Origin of the sequence: Pseudomonas fluorescens NCIMB 11764 (assembly GCF_000293885.2) — a bacterium.
Lineage (GTDB): Bacteria > Pseudomonadota > Gammaproteobacteria > Pseudomonadales > Pseudomonadaceae > Aquipseudomonas > Aquipseudomonas fluorescens_B.
This window is the reverse complement of record NZ_CP010945.1, coordinates 6,980,614-6,998,154: the sequence shown is the minus strand read 5'-3', so window position 1 is coordinate 6,998,154 and position 17,541 is coordinate 6,980,614. Positions and strand designations below refer to the sequence as shown.

Sequence of the window (17,541 nt, the reverse complement as noted above, 5' to 3'; positions counted from 1 at the left end):
GACGGTTACCACGGTGTGATTCATGACTGGGGTGAAGTCGTAACAAGGTAGCCGTAGGGGAACCTGCGGCTGGATCACCTCCTTAATCGACGACATCAGCTGCTCCATAAGTTCCCACACGAATTGCTTGATTCATTGAAGAAGACGATAAGAAGCAGCCCGAAATTGGGTCTGTAGCTCAGTTGGTTAGAGCGCACCCCTGATAAGGGTGAGGTCGGCAGTTCGAATCTGCCCAGACCCACCAATTTTGTTATGGGGCCATAGCTCAGCTGGGAGAGCGCCTGCCTTGCACGCAGGAGGTCAACGGTTCGATCCCGTTTGGCTCCACCACTACTGCTTCTGATTGTATAAAGTTTAGAAATGAATTCCATCGTGATGGTGGTGAATGTTGATTTCTAGTCTTTGGCTAGATCGTTCTTTAAAAATTTGGGTATGTGATAGAAAGATAGACTGAACGTTACTTTCACTGGTAACGGATCAGGCTAAGGTAAAATTTGTGAGTTTAATCGCGAATTTTCGGCGAATGTCGTCTTCACAGTATAACCAGATTGCTTGGGGTTATATGGGTCAAAGTGAAGAAGCGCATACGGTGGATGCCTTGCAGTCAGAGGCGATGAAAGACGTTGGTAGCCTGCGAAAAGCTTCCGGGAGTCGGCAAACAGACTTTGATCCGGAGATGTCTGAATGGGGGAACCCACCTAACATAAGTTAGGTATCTTAAGCTGAATACATAGGCTTAAGAAGCGAACCAGGGGAACTGAAACATCTAAGTACCCTGAGGAAAAGAAATCAACCGAGATTCCCTTAGTAGTGGCGAGCGAACGGGGACTAGCCCTTAAGTGGCTTTGAGATTAGCGGAACGTTCTGGAAAGTACGGCCATAGTGGGTGATAGCCCTGTACGCGAAAATCTCTTAGTCATGAAATCGAGTAGGACGGAGCACGAGAAACTTTGTCTGAATATGGGGGGACCATCCTCCAAGGCTAAATACTACTGACTGACCGATAGTGAACTAGTACCGTGAGGGAAAGGCGAAAAGAACCCCGGAGAGGGGAGTGAAATAGATCCTGAAACCGTATGCGTACAAGCAGTGGGAGCCCACTTTGTTGGGTGACTGCGTACCTTTTGTATAATGGGTCAGCGACTTATTTTCAGTGGCGAGCTTAACCGAATAGGGGAGGCGTAGCGAAAGCGAGTCTTAATAGGGCGTCTAGTCGCTGGGAATAGACCCGAAACCGGGCGATCTATCCATGGGCAGGTTGAAGGTTGGGTAACACTAACTGGAGGACCGAACCGACTACCGTTGAAAAGTTAGCGGATGACCTGTGGATCGGAGTGAAAGGCTAATCAAGCTCGGAGATAGCTGGTTCTCCTCGAAAGCTATTTAGGTAGCGCCTCATGTATCACTGTAGGGGGTAGAGCACTGTTTCGGCTAGGGGGTCATCCCGACTTACCAAACCGATGCAAACTCCGAATACCTACAAGTGCCGAGCATGGGAGACACACGGCGGGTGCTAACGTCCGTCGTGAAAAGGGAAACAACCCAGACCGTCAGCTAAGGTCCCAAAGTTATGGTTAAGTGGGAAAACGATGTGGGAAGGCTTAGACAGCTAGGAGGTTGGCTTAGAAGCAGCCACCCTTTAAAGAAAGCGTAATAGCTCACTAGTCGAGTCGGCCTGCGCGGAAGATGTAACGGGGCTCAAACCATACACCGAAGCTACGGGTATCACTTAGGTGATGCGGTAGAGGAGCGTTCTGTAAGCCTGTGAAGGTGAGTTGAGAAGCTTGCTGGAGGTATCAGAAGTGCGAATGCTGACATGAGTAACGACAATGGGTGTGAAAAACACCCACGCCGAAAGACCAAGGTTTCCTGCGCAACGTTAATCGACGCAGGGTTAGTCGGTCCCTAAGGCGAGGCTGAAAAGCGTAGTCGATGGAAAACAGGTTAATATTCCTGTACTTCTGGTTATTGCGATGGAGGGACGGAGAAGGCTAGGCCAGCTTGGCGTTGGTTGTCCAAGTTTAAGGTGGTAGGCTGGAATCTTAGGTAAATCCGGGATTCTAAGGCCGAGAGCTGATGACGAGTGTTCTTTTAGAACACGAAGTGGTTGATGCCATGCTTCCAAGAAAAGCTTCTAAGCTTCAGGTAACCAGGAACCGTACCCCAAACCGACACAGGTGGTTGGGTAGAGAATACCAAGGCGCTTGAGAGAACTCGGGTGAAGGAACTAGGCAAAATGGCACCGTAACTTCGGGAGAAGGTGCGCCGGGTGAGGGTGAAGGACTTGCTCCGTAAGCTCATGCCGGTCGAAGATACCAGGCCGCTGCGACTGTTTATTAAAAACACAGCACTCTGCAAACACGAAAGTGGACGTATAGGGTGTGACGCCTGCCCGGTGCCGGAAGGTTAATTGATGGGGTTAGCTAACGCGAAGCTCTTGATCGAAGCCCCGGTAAACGGCGGCCGTAACTATAACGGTCCTAAGGTAGCGAAATTCCTTGTCGGGTAAGTTCCGACCTGCACGAATGGCGTAACGATGGCGGCGCTGTCTCCACCCGAGACTCAGTGAAATTGAAATCGCTGTGAAGATGCAGTGTATCCGCGGCTAGACGGAAAGACCCCGTGAACCTTTACTATAGCTTTGCACTGGACTTTGAATTTGCTTGTGTAGGATAGGTGGGAGGCTTTGAAGCGTGGACGCCAGTTCGCGTGGAGCCAACCTTGAAATACCACCCTGGCAACTTTGAGGTTCTAACTCAGGTCCGTTATCCGGATCGAGGACAGTGTATGGTGGGTAGTTTGACTGGGGCGGTCTCCTCCTAAAGAGTAACGGAGGAGTACGAAGGTGCGCTCAGACCGGTCGGAAATCGGTCGTAGAGTATAAAGGCAAAAGCGCGCTTGACTGCGAGACAGACACGTCGAGCAGGTACGAAAGTAGGTCTTAGTGATCCGGTGGTTCTGTATGGAAGGGCCATCGCTCAACGGATAAAAGGTACTCCGGGGATAACAGGCTGATACCGCCCAAGAGTTCATATCGACGGCGGTGTTTGGCACCTCGATGTCGGCTCATCACATCCTGGGGCTGAAGCCGGTCCCAAGGGTATGGCTGTTCGCCATTTAAAGTGGTACGCGAGCTGGGTTTAGAACGTCGTGAGACAGTTCGGTCCCTATCTGCCGTGGACGTTTGAGATTTGAGAGGGGCTGCTCCTAGTACGAGAGGACCGGAGTGGACGAACCTCTGGTGTTCCGGTTGTCACGCCAGTGGCATTGCCGGGTAGCTATGTTCGGAATAGATAACCGCTGAAAGCATCTAAGCGGGAAACTAGCCTCAAGATGAGATCTCACTGGGACCTTGAGTCCCCTGAAGGGCCGTCGAAGACTACGACGTTGATAGGTTGGGTGTGTAAGCGCTGTGAGGCGTTGAGCTAACCAATACTAATTGCCCGTGAGGCTTGACCATATAACACCCAAGCAATTTGCTGACTCGAAAGAGCACCAGATTGCGGTGTGTGAAGACGAAACGAACCGAAAGTTCGAGAACAAACACACAAACTATCGCATACCCATTCGCTGGAGCGTGAACCTGTAAAGGCCCACGACCTGGCTACCGAATTTCTTGACGACCATAGAGCATTGGAACCACCTGATCCCATCCCGAACTCAGCAGTGAAACGATGCATCGCCGATGGTAGTGTGGGGTTTCCCCATGTGAGAGTAGGTCATCGTCAAGATTAAATTCCGAAACCCCAATTGCGAAAGCAGTTGGGGTTTTGTTTTGTCCGGAATAAAAGCACGATTCGGACCTGCACAAATTTGCACAGTTATTTTCGACTCATGACACTAGAATAGATCCAACTTTTTCGGAGTCATAGCCTTTATGCCAGATCCGGTTGACGCCTCCGGGCTGTCAGAATTACCGCTGGACGACTTGGTGGCGTGTCATGAGTGCGACTTGCTGATGCGCAAGCCCGAGCTCGCCCATGGCGAGAAAGCCCTGTGTCCGCGCTGCGGCTACGAGCTCTACGCCCATCGGCACAATGTTGTGCAACGCAGTCTCGCCTTGGTCCTCGCCGCACTGTTGTTGTACATCCCTGCGAACTTTTTACCCATCATGCAGCTCAATCTACTCGGGCAGTCGTCACAAGACACTGTCTGGACCGGCGTTGTCGGTCTGTTCGATACCGGGATGCAAGGTGTGTCGGTCATCGTGTTTCTGTGCAGCATGGGAATTCCGCTACTCAAGCTGCTCTGCCAACTGGCCGTGCTGCTGAGTATTCGTTTTGATGTCGGCCGTAGTTACGGTTTGCTGCTTTATCGGATTTATCACCATTTACGAGACTGGGGGATGCTCGAGGTTTACCTCATGGGCGTTCTGGTGGCGATCGTCAAACTGGCAGATATGGCAGCAATCACTGTTGGTCTTGGCCTGGCGTGCTTTATCGGTTTGTTGTTGGTTCAGGTTTGGCTGGAAGTTGTGATGTCGCCTCATCAGATCTGGCAGGCTTTATCAGGAGAGGATGCCCATGCGGGCGATTGATGCAGGCATTCTGATTTGTACCGAATGCCATGAGTTGAACAAGCAGGACGCTGACACCGACGAGCAGGTCTGCACTCGTTGTGGTGCGCTGGTTCACGCGCGTCGCCCGAACAGTGTGATGCGCACATGGGCGCTGCTGGTGACGGCCGCGGTGCTCTACATCCCAGCCAACGTGCTTCCGATCATGACGGTCAGCTCTCTGGGTCAGGGCGATCCGAGCACCATCATGTCCGGTGTGATCCAACTGGTTCAGCACGGCATGATTCCCATCGCCGCCGTGGTTTTCATCGCCAGTATTCTGGTACCGACGTTCAAACTGGTGGGCATCGCCTTGCTGCTGTTTTCCGTGCAGCGCCGCCAGCCACTTTCTGCACGCCAACGCATCTGGATGTACCGCTTTATCGAGTTCATCGGCCGCTGGTCAATGCTCGATATTTTTGTGATCGCTATCCTGGTGGCCGTCGTGAATTTTGGACGGCTTGCCAGTGTCGAAGCCAATCTTGGCGCCATCGCTTTCGCCAGTGTGGTGATTTTGACGATGCTTGCCGCAGTAACTTTCGATCCCCGACTGATTTGGGATAACACGGAGTCGGACGACGACCATGACTGATTTGCCTACAGCGAAAACCCGACCGGCCTCGAACTGGTCCGCCATTTGGGTGTTGCCCCTGATCGCTCTGATCATTGGCGGTTGGCTCGGCTGGCGTGCCTACAGCGAAACCGGCATCGAGATTCAGGTGCGTTTCGAAAGTGGTGAAGGCATTCAGGCCAACAAGACTGAAGTCGTTTACAAAGGCATGTCGGTCGGCAAGGTGAAAACCCTCACGCTCGACGATGAAGGCGCCTCAAAAGGGGTGATCGCCACCGTCGAGATGAACAAGGACGTGGAGCCATACCTGCGCACCAGTACACGCTTCTGGCTCGTCAAGCCGAGCGTGACCCTGGCCGGTATCACAGGGCTGGAAACCCTGGTCTCCGGTAACTATGTGGCGATCAGTCCGGGCGAAGGGGAACCTACGCGCAAGTTCAAGGCGCTGGCCGAAGAGCCGCCGCTGTCTGACGCCCAACCCGGTCTGCACCTGACCATCAAGGCTGATCGCCTTGGCTCGCTGAACCGTGGCAGCCCGGTGTTCTACAAGCAGATCAGGGTCGGCCAGATCAAAAGCTACCTGTTGTCCGAAGACCAAAGTACCGTTGAGCTCAAGGTGTTCATCGAGCCCACCTACGCCAAGCTGGTGCGCAAACACACGCGTTTCTGGAATGCCAGCGGCATCAGCATCGACGCTAACCTGTCCGGTGTGAAAGTGCGCAGCGAATCCCTGGCGAGCATCGTCGCCGGCGGTATCGCCTTCGCCACGCCGGAGAACCGCAAGGACAGCCCGCCCACCGATCCGAGCCTGCCATTTCGTCTCTACGAAGATTTCGATGCCGCCGCAGCCGGTATCCGGGTCAAGGTCAAACTCAGTGACTTCGAAGGCATGCAGGCTGGCCGGACGCCGGTGATGTACAAAGGCATTCAGGTCGGCACGCTCAAAGCGCTCAAGATCGATCCTGATCTGTCCAGTGCCACCGCGGAATTGACCCTTGATCCGCTGGCTGAGGATTACCTCGTTGATGGCACCCAGTTCTGGGTGGTCAAACCCTCGATCTCCCTCGCGGGCATTACCGGTCTCGAAGCGCTGGTCAAAGGTAACTACATTGCCGTGCGCCCAGGGGACAAGGGGGCAGCTCCGCAGCGCGAATTCGTGGCGAGGCCGAAAGCGCCGCCGCTCGACTTGCGTGCACCGGGCCTGCACCTGGTGCTGTTCACCGAGAACCTCGGCTCACTGGAAGTCGGCAGCCCGATTCTCTACAAGCAGGTCAAGGTCGGTTCGGTCCAGAGCTATCAGTTCTCGCGCACCAAGAAACAGTTGGTGATTGGCGTGCACATCGAGAAGGAATACGAAGGGCTGGTTAACGCCTCAACGCGTTTCTGGAACGCCAGCGGTATTACGCTCACGGGTGGATTGACCGGAGGAATCCAGGTCAAAAGTGAGTCGCTGCAAAGCCTGATGGCCGGCGGTATCGCCTTCGAAACACCGCAAGCCAAAGCGCCATTGCAAAAACGCATTCCACGTTTCCGTCTGTTCGCCAGCCATGACGAAGCCAACCAGAAAGGCACCGTGGTTACGATCAAGGTCGATCGTGCCGATGGTTTGCGCAGCGGCACTCCTGTGAGATTCAAAGGCCTGGATGTGGGCAAGATTGAAGACGTCGACCTCAGTGATGATTTGCAATCGGTGCTGCTGACCGCGCGGATCACCGAAGTGCCGGAGCGCATTGCCCGCGTCGGCAGTCAGTTCTGGGTGGTCAAACCCGAGCTGGGTCTGATCAAGACCTCGAACCTGGAAACCCTGGTGACTGGCCAGTACATCGAAGTGCAGCCTGCAGCGAAGAACCTTGGCCCACAGAAAAACTTCGTCGCCCTGGCGAATGCACCGGAAACCGCCAAACAGGAACCCGGTTTAAGCTTGGTCCTGAGCGCCGCTCGCCGTGGCTCGTTGAAAACCGGTGTGCCGGTGACCTATCGCGAGGTCACGGTGGGCAAGGTGACGGGTTATGAACTCGGCCAGACCGCTGACCGTGTTCTGGTGCACATTCTGATCGAACCGAAATACGCACCGTTGGTGCGCAGCGGCACACGTTTCTGGAACACCAGCGGTTTTGGTTTCGACTACGGTTTGTTCAAGGGGGCGACGGTGCGCACCGAGTCGCTGGAGACGCTGATTCAGGGCGGCATTGCCTTCGCCACCCCGGACGGTGATCGCATGGGCAGCCCGGCACGGCCTGAGCAGACGTTCCCGTTGTTCGACAAGTTTGAAGATGAATGGCTGACCTGGGCGCCGAAGATTTCCCTCGGCAAATAGCAAGTACCTGAGTGGGCGTTTGTGAGGACGCTTTCACGGGCTTGCCCGCGATGCGGCCCTAAAGTTCACTAAAAATCCCACGCAATAAAAAGGCCGCGATCCATTTGGATCGCGGCCTTTTTATTGACTTCAATTAACCCAAATCAGACCGCATCCAGCTCCGGCTCGTCTGCTTCAACGTTAACGGCAGCCTTCACCTCATCGTGACGACGAATGTACTTCCAGTCCGCCTCATCAATGTAGATGCCGTTCGGCCCGCTCCCGCCTTCCAGGTCAATCGCAACACTGGCACAGACCTGAGGTTTCACGCTCGCCAGAATCGGCACGAAGCCCAGTTGCAGACTGGTTTCCAGCAGCGCTGCCTGGTTCTTCTCGTCGATGTCCGCTGCCTCGTCGAGGTAGTACGGCAGGCGCACGCGGCCGGCCTGGTCGCGGTCCATCAAGTGCAGCAACAAGTACATGTTGGTCAACGCCTTGATGGTCATCGTGGTGCCGTTGGACGCGGCGCCATCGATGTCGGTATGAATCACCGGCTGACCGTTGACCTTGGTGATCTCGAACGCCAGTTCGAACAAGTCCTTGAGACCGAGCTGGTTGTGGTTCGCGGCCACCAGGCGCGCCAGGTATTCCTTGGCTTCTTCGTTCTTGTTGTCCTGATCGGCGCTCTGGCTCAGGTCGAACACGGAGAGGGTTTCGCCTTCTTCGTACTGGCCGGCGCTGTGGATGATCTGGTCGATGTGCTTCAACGCTTCCTTGTTCGGCGCGAGGACGATACGGAAGCTCTGCAGGTTGGAGACCTGACGCTTGTTGATCTCGCGGTTGAACAGCGCCAGTTGATGCTCGAGGCTGTCGTAGTCGCTGCGGATATTGCGCAGGGTCCGGGCGATGTCGGTGACCGCCGCGCGACGTGCCTTGCCGAGGGTCAGGGCTTCGTCCGTGCGATGCGCATAGGCGTTGATCAGCAGTTGCAGGCGACGCTCCATATCGTCTTCGCTGTCGAACTTGGCCACGCCCTTGAGGCGCACCTGAGCGTATAGCGCGTCGATCTGGCCATCGCTGCGTAGCAAACCCTGCCAGCTGTCCTGATAGTCGTTGAGCAGCGGCAGCAGGTTGTCCATGGAATCGTCGATCGGGTCCATGAACGGCGTGCCGAACGGCAGGTCTGCCGGCAACAGTTGGCGGCGGCGCAGGGCGTCGTCGAGGGTGCGCTGCTTGGCTTCCATGTCGCCGATCTGTCGGCCGACCAGTTGCAGCTTGGCCGACAGTTGCTGGACGCGTTCGGTGAAGGCGTCGCTGGAACGCTTCAACTCGTCCTGTGCCGCTTCCATCTGTGCCAGTTGCTCAAGCTTGTCGCCTTCTTCGGCGCTCAGGGTTTGCGCGCGACGGAAATCTTCCAGGGCTTTTTGCGCGTCCAGCACTCGCTGGTACAGCGCTTCGGTCTGGGTCTTGCTCGCGGCGCGGTCGGCGGCCACGGCTTGCTGGGTTTTCAGTTGCTTGAGTTCTTTGTCCAGACGCTCTTTCTGATCGCGCAATGCTGCACGGTCAGCCAGCGCCTGCAACGCCGGAGGTTCGATGTGCGAGAGGTCGATGGACAGGCCCGGCACTTCGAAGCGTTCGCCTTTGAAACCGTCGAGGATCAGCTCCATGGATTTGACCCACTGACCGTCTTCGTCCAGCGCGATGCCGTGCTCGCCCAGCGGCAGGCTGAACAATGCGCTGTTGAACAGGCGCATCAGGCGCTCGACATCCTGTTGCGAGAACTCTTCGCGCAGGCGGGCGTAGCTGTTGTTGTCGGCATGATCGAGTTGCTGCTTGACCGACTTCAGGCGTTTTTCCAGATCCCGCAGACGTTCTTCCAGGTCTTCGGCAGAGAATTGCCGCGACTGCGCCAATGCGCCGGCCAGTTCATCGTGAGCGTCCTTGGCCGCGAGCAACTGCTGTTCCAGCACTTTCACGTCATCGACCAGCGCGAAGCGATTCTTCAGCGCCGAGAGTTCGCCGAGCCAGCGCTGGATGCCGGTGATTTCCCGCTCCAGGCGCATCAGCTCCTGAGTGCCGCCACGCTGATCGTTTTGCAGTGCGTCCTGCTCGTTACGGTAATGCTCGGCCTGAATCGTCAGCTCTTCCTTGCGCGCACTGGCGTAGTCCGACCAGGTGCCGAGCAACGAATCGAGCAGCGGCGAGATCCGGTGCAGTTTGCCGCGCAGGATATTGCGCTGGGTCACGCCTGCCGCGAGGGCTTCAACCAAAGGACCAGCAGTGACCAGGGAGTTGTAGTCCTGCTCCATGCGTCGTACATCGCGGAACGCTTCTTCGCACGCGGCGATGTAATCGACGCTGCCGGAACGCAGGCTGTGTTCGAAGGCATCGAGGAACAGCTGCTTGAGCTTGGCAGCGGTGATTTCGCGCATGTGCAGCAGGTTGATGAACAGAGCGCGGAAGGTCTTCAGGCTCTGTTCGCTGGTGGAGCGCAGCGGGATCAGGGTCAAATCCAGCGGGATCGACGTGTGGCCGCCGACCAGCAAGCGACGCAGTTCATCCGGCTTGAGTTCGTAGGCCTTCAGGCCCTCGCGTTCAAGGTTGGTAAACAGCTCTTTCTGACGCAGGCAGGTGTCGTTTTTCTGGTAATGCGCCAGATCCAGTTTGCCGGCGTAGGCAAAGAACTGATGGCCGAAACCACCGCCCGGGCCGCGACCGACCACACCGATCACGTGCGGACCGTGGGGCAGCGAGACTTCAACGAGGATGTAACTGGTGTCCGAGGCGAAGTAGAAGCGCCGGGATTGTTCCAGGCTGTACTTGCCGAAACTCATGTCCGACATGCGCGCCAGAATCGGGAATTGCAGCGCGTTGATCGAGGCGGATTTACCGAGGTTGTTCGCGCCGTAGACCGACAGCGGTTCTTCCAGCGGGAACAGGCCGAGGCTGTAACCGGCGGTGTTCAAAAGGGCAAAGCGGCGGATGCCGTAGCGTTCCTTGCTCATGCGTCGGTCTCCTGTTCTTCGGCAATGGCACGGGCCATGGCGTCTTCTTCGCTTTCTTCAGCGAAATCGCTGAGGTCCAGCGGATCATCGGTCTGCAACAGTTTTTCGTCGCTGTCGTCGTCGATCAGCACCGGAACCGGCAGCGGCAATACGCTGTGCAGGCTGGCGGCCAGGTCACGGTCCTGCTGGACCGACAGGCAAACATCGAGGAAACGGTGCATCGGCGGCAGGAAACGGTAAACGCCGTTTTCTTCGCCGGCGAAACCGAGCTGCGTCATGCGGCGCATGATTTTTTCTTCGAGTTCTTCGACAGTCTGCACTTCAGCCTGAATGAACAGGTCGCGGTACTTTTCCAGCAACGACGGCAGTTCGTCGCGACCGAGGCTGCCACCGTCGAGCACGGCAATCGGGTCACGGCCCTGATCGGCCAGATGCTCGACGAGGATGAAGGTGAACAGCGCCAGACGTTGTGCAGTCTTGTTCACCGCAGCGGCGGCGAGGTCCGGCACGAAGTAGTAGAAACCCCTCGTATCGCAGACCAGTTCAAAACCCAACGCCTTGAACAGCGTGCGGTACTGATCCTGGAAGTTCGACAGTTGTGCGTACAGCTCCGGATCGCGGCGGCTGACGTGGTAGCCCTTGAACAGCTCGCGAAAGATCGGCGCCAGCTGGGACAGTTCGGATAGATCAAGATGCATGTGGGATGCTCGCAGAATCCTCGGCGGCGGTATCGCGGGCCGAGAGCAGGGCGAAGGAGCGCAGGTTGACCTGGTGCTCGTGAGTGTGGTAATCGCGGCGTTCCAGACGCTCGCGTTTGAAACGTTTTTCCCGTGACAGGCGAGAGAACCAATAAAGCAGTTCGTCGGTGGCGCCGTCCGGCTCCTGCTCCAGCAACCAGGTCATCAGGTCCGGCATCGGCAGGGCATCTTCGCAGCGTTCGAGCATTTCCCGAACGGTGCGTGGCGCACGCGGTGCTTCGCCTTTCTGGGTCTTGTGGGCCTTGGGGAAGCGTGCTGGCTTCGGCTCGAAACGGGCCAATGCGTAAACGTAGGCTTCGACCTGACTGGCGCTGCCGAGGAAGGTGCTTTGCGGCCGAGTGAACATCGGCATTGCCGCTTGCGGCACCGCATCGATGCCTTTGCGACGAATGGCCGACAAGGCCAGTGCCGCGCCACGGGTCACGGCGTTGTGACGACGGGCTTCTTCGCGCAGCGGCAGCAGCAGTTCGCGGGCATGACGCAAGGTCAATTGGGCGCTGGTCTGCATCTCGAGGATGCGCGCGTGGGTGCGCAGCAGCATGTCGTCATCGACCAGGTGGCCGAGGCGTTGCTGCTCGGTGAGCATCTTCAGCAGGACATTTTCGACCTTGCGCACGCCTTGCTCGAAGGCGCCGTCAGCGTTCACCAACTGAATCATCGGTTCGACGTATTCGTCCCAGGTCGCCAGTACTTCAGCGTAACGCTGACGCAGGGGAATCTGCCGGTCGCTGGTCTTGGCGCGCTCGGCCACGGCCACCAGGGCCTGTTCGTCGTTGGCGAGTTTCTTCAATACATCCCGTACGCGCATGTCGAGCAGGCGCAACTGGCGCGCCAGGTCGTGGCCGTCGCGGATGTCGAAGGCGTCCTGGATGTAACCGGCCAGGCGTTCGAGGTGGCGCAAATAGGCTTCGATTTCCAGGCACAGGCCCAGACGGTGCTCTCGGCGCAGGTAAGCGAGGAAGTCGTGGATTTGCGCGTTGAGCTCGAAACGGTTCGGGCTTTTCGCCACGGGAACCAGAATGTCGAGGCGGATCCACACGTCCAGCAGACTGGTGATGTCCTGCGGCGTACTGTCGAGTTGCTGGGCGGCCAATTGCGTGCGCAGTTCGTTGAGGCTCAGTGTGCCTTGGTCGAAGTGCTCGCACAGTGGCTCCAGAAGTGCCCAGTGTTCAGCGAGGGCGCGCAAGACGCGCTTGGGTTCGATCATCGGAATGGCCGGCTGGTTGGCGATTAAAAGCCGCGATTGTACTGCATCGGGGGCGATGCGATTAGGTGGAAAGACTGTCGGTGAAGTCTATCGACCAACAGCGCGGGCGATCTTGAGCGAAGGGCGGTAGAATCAGCGCACTTTAGTTATCCACAAGTGGCCGACCTTTGCTAATCGAGTCCCGTCGTCGCGCTTATTTGACCGCCATGCAGGTGGTCAACTGGCTGCCGCGCACCGAATTGCCCTTTGCCGCGCCTTCGCGGCCAGAGCTACTGGAGATGCCCGAGCCATTGGTCGTCGCACCGGTGGCGCTGGCGCCAGTGGTCGATGCGCCCGCGGAACCGGTGGTCAAACCGGCCGAACGGGTAAAAATAGAGGTGCCGCGGCCATCGTTGGCCAGCACGCGTGACAACGCCAAGGTTGAAGAAGAGGAGGCACCGGTCGCGGTCAAGGCGCCCGTCGTGCCACCGCCGCGATTCGCCCTGCAATTGTTGCGCGCCGGTCGCTGCCTGCTGCTGGTGGAGTTACCCACAGGCGAAACCTTCCAGACCCGCGACCCCGCGTATCTGCTGCTCAAGGACATGCTGCGCGCCGCCGGTCTGCCGGACAGCCCGCAGATCGTCGGCGAACCGGTGCGCTGGCCGCTGCTGGCCCGAGGTACGATGGATCAAGGCCCGGAAGCCGCTCGTGATTTTGTGCAAGGTTTTCTCTCGGCCCGCCTGGAAGACGCACCCTGCGTCTGTGTGTGGCTGATCGGCCTGCCGGCGGTACGTTTCGCCGCAGAGGCAAATGCCGAATCCTTCAACCGTGAACTCCAGGTCGACGGCCTGGGTACGGTCTGGGCCCTGCCGGGTCTGGAATTATTAATGGAAGAGCCACAGCGTAAGGCTGATGTCTGGCAAGCCATGCGTCGGCTGATGGCGCGCTGGAAAGAATCGAATGAGTGACGCTGTATCGTTTCGCCCGATGACCGAGGCGGACCTGGACGCTGTGCTGAAAATCGAATACGCGGCGTACAGCCATCCGTGGACCCGCGGGATTTTTCTCGATGGGCTGGGCAAGTACCAGATCTGGCTTATGTTTGAAGGTTCGCAACAGGTCGGGCACGGCGTGGTGCAGATCATTCTTGATGAAGCGCACCTGCTGAACATCACCGTCAAACCGGAAAGTCAGGGGCGTGGGCTGGGTTTGACGCTGCTGGAGCACCTGATGGCGATTGCCTGCAAGGCTGAGGCGCGGGAATGTTTTCTGGAAGTGCGCGACAGCAATCGGCCGGCGTTTCGGCTGTATGAGCGGTATGGGTTTAACGAGATTGGCCGGCGTCGGGATTATTATCCGGCGGTGGGCGGGCGCGAAGACGCGGTGGTCATGGCCTGCACCCTGGTTGACTGACGCATAACCATTGTGGCGAGGGAGCTTGCTCCCGCTGGGCCGCGAAGCGGGCCTGATCGTGAGCAGGTCATAATCTATGCGACTGCTTCGCAACCGAAAGGGAGCAAGCTCCCTCGCCACAGAGTCAAAGAATTACAGACTCACCGATTCCCATCCATCGGTTCCCGCTTCGCCAATTCCTCCTCATCCAGACCATTACCCCCGCCGATGTCATCTTCATCGACAACGCTCAAATCCCAATCGGCCTGGCCTCCTTCACCCGCCTCATGGGCATCTCGCGCACCGTCTTCACGGATCAGTGTTTCCGGGCTCATGTCATCATCGGTAGACTCATGGTCGGCGGTCGAGGCGCCAGTCATGCCGGCTTCGCGCACGCGCTCGCGCGGCATGAGTTGCTCGCGCTCGTTTTCCGGCAGTTCATCGCCGATTTTGGCACTAGGTTCTTCCTCATCGAAATCCAGCTCATGCATCGAGCCCATGCGGTCTTCGTTGTCGTCGATGGGCTCGGGTTGCACCGCATCGAACGGACGTCGTGAATCAGTCATGGCAATTCCTCATACTGTGGGCCTTACTACGGTGGACCCACTGGGTTCCTCAGAATTCAACCGCCATGGCGTTCAGGTAATATGCATCAGCGGCAATCTGCATCTCGCGCGTGACCCCGACGGACGGTTGTCTGTCAAAGCTGCGCATCATTATCGAGGCTTCATTGCATGAACGAATTACAAGATCTGATTGATAACAACGAGCGCTGGGCTGACGCGATCACTAAAGAAGATCCTGACTTCTTCGCCAAACTGGCCCGTCAGCAAACACCGGAGTTCCTCTGGATCGGCTGCTCCGACGCCCGCGTGCCGGCGAACGAGATTGTCGGCATGCTGCCCGGCGACCTGTTCGTCCACCGCAACGTAGCCAACGTGGTGCTGCACACCGACCTCAATTGCCTGTCGGTAATTCAGTACGCGGTTGACGTGCTCAAGGTCAAACACATCCTTGTTACCGGCCATTATGGCTGCGGGGGTGTGCGCGCCTCGATGCAGGATCGCCAATTTGGCTTGATCGACGGCTGGCTGCGTTCTATTCGTGATCTTTATTACGAAAAGCGTGAAGAACTCTCCAAACTGCCTACCGAGGAGGAGCAGGTTGATCGCCTCTGCGAACTCAACGTGATCCAGCAAGTGGCCAACGTCGGGCACACCAGCATTGTTCAAAATGCCTGGCACCGCGGGCAGAAACTGTCGATTCACGGCTGCATCTATGGCATCAAGGACGGTCGGTGGAAGAGCCTGAACGCAACCATCAGTGGTTTCGAGCAGTTGCCGCCACAGTACCGCCTGCGTCCGTTCGAGCCGCTGTAAATAACATCAGCAAAGGCTTCACCGACGCCAATGCTGGAAGAACGACTGGCCATCGACATTCGGTGTTTCGTCGTAGCCAGTGATCCAGCCTCGGCAGCAAGGACAGGCGCAGCGGCAGGCGAATTGCCGCTGCAGCTTGTCTTCGGTCATGGCTAAATCAATCGTCAGCCGATCGCCTTTCCTGATGTCTTTCAGCGCCCATAACCATAGCTCGCTCATGTCGAGAAAGGTGTTGGGGTCGCAGGCGTGGCTGAGCAATCCACAGAACCGTGGGTCGTACACGTGGATGCCCGGCGCCATTTGCCGGGTATGTCGACAGCGATACGGCAATAGATGTCCGGAAACCCGGCAGATTCGACTCAGGCGTGGAAACTCCCGCAGAGCGCAGACGGCTTTTGCCTTTGCCTGAGGGCTATAGACGATCTGAAAATCTTCCAGGGAGGGGAATCCAAGGCTCAACGGCAGCTCAACAAACGGGTAGATGCCTTTGGACGGCGGTGGGGGTAATGCTTGTTCAGCGTGGGCTTTCATAACAATCCTTGTCGGCGGGGCGCTGCGACTTCCGTCAGCTGACATCCTGTCAGCCCTGCAGCGCATGGGGACCTCCCAAGACTCTCGCAAAAGAAACAACCGGTCTACTGTCATAACTGACAGAGGAAAAACGCGCGTTCCCACGTCAGCCAAGGCTCACGCAGGAACGTGGTTCAGCATTTTACAAATGTGGAGCAGGTACCGCGGTCGCAGGCGCCGGGACCTTGAGCTGTTTGAGCTGAGTCTTGATCGGCGCCGTCGAGCATTTGGCCGTGGCTTGTCCTGGCGTCAGGTTGCGGATCGAGGTGTAGAACAGCTCGCAGGTCTTATCGGCCTGGGCCACCTGCCAGGTCTGGGTGCAACTTCTCAGTTCAATGTCTGGATTGCTGTCCGGGTCTCGGCCCATGGCGGCCTGCCAGCACGCGGCACTCAAATCCTGGCCCATGACTTTCAGGCCCGCCGCGTCGGCCTGGGCCTGGGCATCCTTACCGGAATAGCTGTCCGGGTCGGCGGCGTACCAGATGTAGCTCGGGTGGTTGGAACCCAGCACCGGCACTTTTACCCCGTCCTTCGGACTGATGGTTGCCAGGCCCAGCACGTTTACGGTCGGCCCATATTGCTGCTTGATCCAGTTGCGTACCGGCGCACCGAACGCGACCATCGGCAGCGTGGTACCGCTGGCGTTCTGGCTGACTTCCTTGACCATGGTGGTCTGGTAGTCCTTGAAGTAGTCGTAGACGCCTTCCAGATCCTTGCCGGCGTTGGAGGGCGCGGCAATCGGGGCGATGTCGATGATGGTCTGGAATGCCGGCGTCTGATCGGCAGCGATCCCGTTGACCGTCAGCAACGTGGCCCACCGATCAGTGGTGGCCGATTTCAGGTAATCCTGCGCCTGGGTCAGAGAGTAATCCGGCGGGAAGTGCAGCAACTCGACGCTTCTGCGGTTCTCCAGCGCCATGCCCAGCGGCAGGAACAAATACCAGCTGTAAGCCCATTTGCCGTCGGCATTCAGCTTGCTGGCGCCGGTGTAGGCCAGGTCGCCTGCATCGAGCAGCGCCGCCAACGGCTTTTCATAGCCCCGGGGCACCCCGGTGATCGCGGCATAGAGTTGATCGTTATCGGTTTTGACCTGCACCTTCGCATCACTGTAACCATCGCGCTGCACGCTTTGCGTCAGGTAATGCTCGACGGTTTGCTCCAGCGTCCAGTTGCGAAAGCAGATCACGTTGCAGTTGTTGGGGTAAGCAAACAGCCGGGTGACGCGCTCGGTGCTGCCCAGCTTCAGATCGGCGTCCGCATGGGCGGCGGCACTCAGGGTGAGGGCGGCGAGAGTGAGTCCTGCGAGTTTGAACATGCTCAGATCCTTTTCAGCGTGTGGGCCTCTGAAGCGGAGGCGGGTACAGTGGGATGTGACAGGTCAGGTTACCAGTGGCGCAGTGTCTACCTCTCTCAAGCACTGCTGGACTGGCGCAATACTGCACTGGGTAAAGGTGAAAAATGAAGCCCTCCACCGCTCTTGATCTGCAACGAGCAGCCGTTCGCGAGGTTGTAGGCCGCTTTCGTACAGCCAATCCTCGCGTGTTTGGTTCAGCACTGCTCGGAACGGATAAAGAGGGGGAGTGACCTTGATTTGCTGGTAGATGCACTGCCAGGCGCCACGCTTTTTGATCTTGGCGGTCTTCAGGTCGAACTCGAGGATTTGTTGGGGGGTAGTGTAGATCTGCTGACGCCCGGCGATCTTCCAGTGAAGTTTCGCCAGCAAGTGCTTGAGCAGGCTCGTCCATGCGCAATCGCATTGCTCACGGCTACTAGTGGTGTGGAATAAAGTCCAAGCCGCTTTGCTTGAACTTCTGAAGGTGTTACCCACC

At 57.5% G+C, this 17,541-nt stretch carries 13 protein-coding genes, 2 tRNA genes, 2 rRNA genes and 1 other annotated feature; of the genes, 10 read left to right on the top strand and 7 right to left on the bottom strand.

The genetic code is table 11. The features are described 5' to 3' along the window. Positions 1-85: a sequence feature (16S ribosomal RNA rRNA prediction is too short), on the top strand. Between the two features lie 82 nt (positions 86-167). The 7 genes from B723_RS31765 (at position 168) to B723_RS31735 (ending at position 7,443) form a co-directional block, all read left to right on the top strand. Next, positions 168-244 (top strand) — tRNA-Ile (locus tag B723_RS31765). Positions 245-254: 10 nt separating this feature from the next. Continuing rightward, positions 255-330: transfer RNA gene (locus B723_RS31760), tRNA-Ala, on the top strand. Positions 331-565: 235 nt separating this feature from the next. Then, positions 566-3,460: ribosomal RNA gene (locus B723_RS31755) — 23S ribosomal RNA — on the top strand. Between the two features lie 155 nt (positions 3,461-3,615). Beyond that, positions 3,616-3,731 (top strand): 5S ribosomal RNA (gene rrf / locus B723_RS31750). Positions 3,732-3,877: 146 nt separating this feature from the next. Further along, positions 3,878-4,537, top strand: a complete 660-nt coding sequence (locus B723_RS31745; protein ID WP_017340785.1) for a paraquat-inducible protein A — start codon at positions 3,878-3,880, stop codon at positions 4,535-4,537. Next, the gene (locus tag B723_RS31740; protein WP_017340784.1) at positions 4,524-5,147 is read left to right on the top strand and encodes a paraquat-inducible protein A; all 624 of its coding nucleotides are present in this window, start codon (positions 4,524-4,526) and stop codon (positions 5,145-5,147) included. Before B723_RS31745 ends, B723_RS31740 begins: the two co-directional genes overlap by 14 nt. Beyond that, positions 5,140-7,443, top strand: coding sequence for an intermembrane transport protein PqiB (locus B723_RS31735; protein WP_017340783.1), 2,304 nt, complete (start codon positions 5,140-5,142; stop codon positions 7,441-7,443). The genes B723_RS31740 and B723_RS31735 overlap by 8 nt, the downstream gene beginning before the upstream one ends. Positions 7,444-7,586: 143 nt before the next feature. On the opposite strand, the gene mksF is transcribed toward B723_RS31735, so the two are convergent. Genes mksF through mksB form a run of 3 tightly spaced genes read right to left on the bottom strand, consistent with a single transcriptional unit; the run spans position 7,587 to position 12,392 of the window. Further along, entirely contained in the window at positions 7,587-10,427 is a 2,841-nt protein-coding gene (gene mksF / locus B723_RS31730; protein WP_017340782.1) for an Mks condensin complex protein MksF, read from the bottom strand. Then, positions 10,424-11,125: an Mks condensin complex protein MksE gene (gene mksE / locus B723_RS31725; protein WP_017340781.1), complete on the bottom strand. Its 702-nt coding sequence runs from the start codon at positions 11,123-11,125 to the stop codon at positions 10,424-10,426. Before mksE ends, mksF begins: the two co-directional genes overlap by 4 nt. Beyond that, entirely contained in the window at positions 11,115-12,392 is a 1,278-nt protein-coding gene (mksB, locus tag B723_RS31720) for an Mks condensin complex protein MksB (protein WP_017340780.1), read from the bottom strand. Before mksB ends, mksE begins: the two co-directional genes overlap by 11 nt. A 206-nt stretch (positions 12,393-12,598) precedes the next feature. Between mksB and B723_RS31715 the strand changes: the two genes are divergently transcribed. Together B723_RS31715 and rimI are read left to right on the top strand one after the other, a co-directional pair. Further along, positions 12,599-13,339: a hypothetical protein gene (locus B723_RS31715; RefSeq protein WP_031319121.1), complete on the top strand. Its 741-nt coding sequence runs from the start codon at positions 12,599-12,601 to the stop codon at positions 13,337-13,339. Further along, a complete protein-coding gene (rimI, locus tag B723_RS31710; protein ID WP_017340778.1) occupies positions 13,332-13,784 on the top strand; it encodes a ribosomal protein S18-alanine N-acetyltransferase in 453 nt (150 codons plus the stop codon). Before B723_RS31715 ends, rimI begins: the two co-directional genes overlap by 8 nt. A 140-nt stretch (positions 13,785-13,924) precedes the next feature. Here rimI and B723_RS31705 read toward each other — a convergent pair whose 3' ends face one another. Beyond that, positions 13,925-14,329 carry a hypothetical protein gene (locus B723_RS31705; RefSeq protein ID WP_017340777.1) on the bottom strand — a complete coding sequence of 135 codons (405 nt, stop codon included), beginning with the start codon at positions 14,327-14,329 and terminating at the stop codon, positions 13,925-13,927. 168 nt (positions 14,330-14,497) lie between these two features. Between B723_RS31705 and can the strand changes: the two genes are divergently transcribed. Further along, complete coding sequence (gene can / locus B723_RS31700) at positions 14,498-15,142, top strand: carbonate dehydratase (RefSeq protein ID WP_017340775.1); 645 nt, start codon at positions 14,498-14,500, stop codon at positions 15,140-15,142. Between the two features lie 18 nt (positions 15,143-15,160). On the opposite strand, the gene B723_RS31695 is transcribed toward can, so the two are convergent. From B723_RS31695 to B723_RS34295, 3 genes are all read right to left on the bottom strand, one after another. After that, positions 15,161-15,673 (bottom strand): SET domain containing protein, encoded by a 513-nt coding sequence (locus tag B723_RS31695; protein ID WP_017340774.1) that lies wholly within the window; start codon positions 15,671-15,673, stop codon positions 15,161-15,163. 181 nt (positions 15,674-15,854) lie between these two features. Next, the gene (locus tag B723_RS31690; protein ID WP_017340773.1) at positions 15,855-17,027 is read right to left on the bottom strand and encodes a hypothetical protein; all 1,173 of its coding nucleotides are present in this window, start codon (positions 17,025-17,027) and stop codon (positions 15,855-15,857) included. Positions 17,028-17,090: 63 nt separating this feature from the next. Next, complete coding sequence (locus B723_RS34295) at positions 17,091-17,435, bottom strand: hypothetical protein (protein ID WP_017340772.1); 345 nt, start codon at positions 17,433-17,435, stop codon at positions 17,091-17,093. Between the last annotated feature and the right edge of the window lie 106 nt (positions 17,436-17,541).

Coding starts and splice junctions, on each gene's coding strand:
- B723_RS31745 (WP_017340785.1), top strand. CDS start 3,878: ATGCCAGATCCGGTTGACGCCTCCGGGCTGTCAGAATTACCGCTGGAC.
- B723_RS31740 (WP_017340784.1), top strand. CDS start 4,524: ATGCGGGCGATTGATGCAGGCATTCTGATTTGTACCGAATGCCATGAG.
- B723_RS31735 (WP_017340783.1), top strand. CDS start 5,140: ATGACTGATTTGCCTACAGCGAAAACCCGACCGGCCTCGAACTGGTCC.
- mksF (WP_017340782.1), bottom strand. CDS start 10,427: ATGAGCAAGGAACGCTACGGCATCCGCCGCTTTGCCCTTTTGAACACC.
- mksE (WP_017340781.1), bottom strand. CDS start 11,125: ATGCATCTTGATCTATCCGAACTGTCCCAGCTGGCGCCGATCTTTCGC.
- mksB (WP_017340780.1), bottom strand. CDS start 12,392: ATGATCGAACCCAAGCGCGTCTTGCGCGCCCTCGCTGAACACTGGGCA.
- B723_RS31715 (WP_031319121.1), top strand. CDS start 12,599: ATGCAGGTGGTCAACTGGCTGCCGCGCACCGAATTGCCCTTTGCCGCG.
- rimI (WP_017340778.1), top strand. CDS start 13,332: ATGAGTGACGCTGTATCGTTTCGCCCGATGACCGAGGCGGACCTGGAC.
- B723_RS31705 (WP_017340777.1), bottom strand. CDS start 14,329: ATGACTGATTCACGACGTCCGTTCGATGCGGTGCAACCCGAGCCCATC.
- can (WP_017340775.1), top strand. CDS start 14,498: ATGAACGAATTACAAGATCTGATTGATAACAACGAGCGCTGGGCTGAC.
- B723_RS31695 (WP_017340774.1), bottom strand. CDS start 15,673: ATGAAAGCCCACGCTGAACAAGCATTACCCCCACCGCCGTCCAAAGGC.
- B723_RS31690 (WP_017340773.1), bottom strand. CDS start 17,027: ATGTTCAAACTCGCAGGACTCACTCTCGCCGCCCTCACCCTGAGTGCC.